3 protein-coding genes are annotated in these 1514 nt (G+C 31.6%); all 3 read left to right on the forward strand.

Going from position 1 to position 1514, the window contains the following annotated elements:
- A partial coding sequence (locus tag A9G24_RS09775; protein WP_081303157.1) for an IS3 family transposase occupies positions 1 to 673 on the forward strand: 673 nt, incomplete at its 5' end.
- A 76-nt stretch (positions 674 to 749) separates the two neighbouring features.
- Entirely contained in the window at positions 750 to 1226 is a 477-nt protein-coding gene (locus A9G24_RS09780) for a M23 family metallopeptidase (RefSeq protein ID WP_065638848.1), read from the forward strand.
- A gap of 1 nt (position 1227) precedes the next feature.
- The coding region (locus A9G24_RS13090; RefSeq protein ID WP_218056283.1) for a hypothetical protein at positions 1228 to 1514 on the forward strand (287 nt) is incomplete at its 3' end.

Raw genomic sequence — 1514 nt, forward strand, 5'->3', positions numbered from 1 at the left:
GAATGCTATCACAGACCGGCATTTACGCTGGGGCTTTCCCAAATGTTTTAATCGCATCAGAAAGCTCGGCTATAAATGGAATCATAAACGGGTGTATCGGGTGTATTGTGAGTTAAAACTTAATATTAGAGCTAAACGTAAAAAACGTATCCCCCAACGAACACCAGAAAAGCTATTGGTTCCTAATAAACAAGGTGAATGTTGGTCAATGGATTTTATGAGTGATAGTAGCTGTAATCAACGTCGCTTTAGGACATTCAATGTCATCGATGACTTTAATCGTGAGGCGTTAGGTATTGATATTGCAGTAAGCTTACCAGCAGGAAGGATTACCCGTTACTTAGATAAACTGGCTGAATATCATGGGTATCCATTAAAAATACGCGTCGATAATGGACCAGAATTTACAGGAAAAACCTTTATAAACTGGGCTAAATCACATGATATAGCCATTGATTATATCCAGCCCGGTAGCCCATATCAAAACGGGTACATTGAACGATTTAATCGTACCTATCGTACTGAAGTACTCGATTTATATCTTTTTAACAACTTAGCACAAGCAAGGAGAATAACCGAAGAATGGTTAACGATTTATAACACCGAAAGACCGCATGAGGCATTAAATAACATGACGCCGATTGAGTATAAAACACTAAAACAAACAGCATGATTTTCTACTTGAATCTTGTACTAAGTTTGGGGTATTTACATAAATAAAGAGGTTACAAAAGAAAATACATAATGGTTTGGATTTATTTGCTGATATTAATACCCCATGTTATGCTTGCCTCGATGCTGAAATAATACAATATAAAAACGAGGGTTCAAGTGGTTATGGGAATGTTTTAGTACTTAAAATTAATGGTGAATCTTTGAGAGCATCTGTAAATGACTATTCATTAGAATTTACAGATGAAGTTGTTAGTGGGAATGGATTTAATTTAAATGCAGATCATTTTTATTTACGCTACTGTCACTTAAGTTCAGCTGTTTTAACAACAGGAAATGTTAAAGCTGGTGAGTTAATTGCGTATACTGGTGATACAGGTAATGCAAAAGGAGTTTGTAATCCTCATTTACATTTTGAAATTGCAATGAAAGTAAGTGGTAATGGTATTGGATTGATCAATAGATATAATCCTGCTTTTTTTGTTAATTTACAAAAAATAAATGAAGATTTGCAAACAAATGTGAAAGAAAGGCGTTTTAAAGAGAAAAAATAAAATGAGACTAAATTTTTTTAAATATTTTTTTATTTTCAATTTTATTATTGCTATTTCCTATGTTGCTAATGCGAATATTGATAATAAGGAAAAAATAGAAAATAAATTATTATCTTTTCCAAACCAGCATCAACTAAAAAAATGGCAACAATTTGATCAAGAAATAAGTTTTAAATTTGTGGGATCAGATAGCTATAGTGCTTGGGGATTAGATCATTATTATATTAAATGTAATAATTTGACTTATTTTTGTACTCTAAATTATTATAATAAAAATATTAATTTTAC

The organism is Gilliamella sp. App6-5, from assembly GCF_001690525.1.
GTDB classification, from domain to species: domain Bacteria; phylum Pseudomonadota; class Gammaproteobacteria; order Enterobacterales; family Orbaceae; genus Gilliamella; species Gilliamella apicola_H.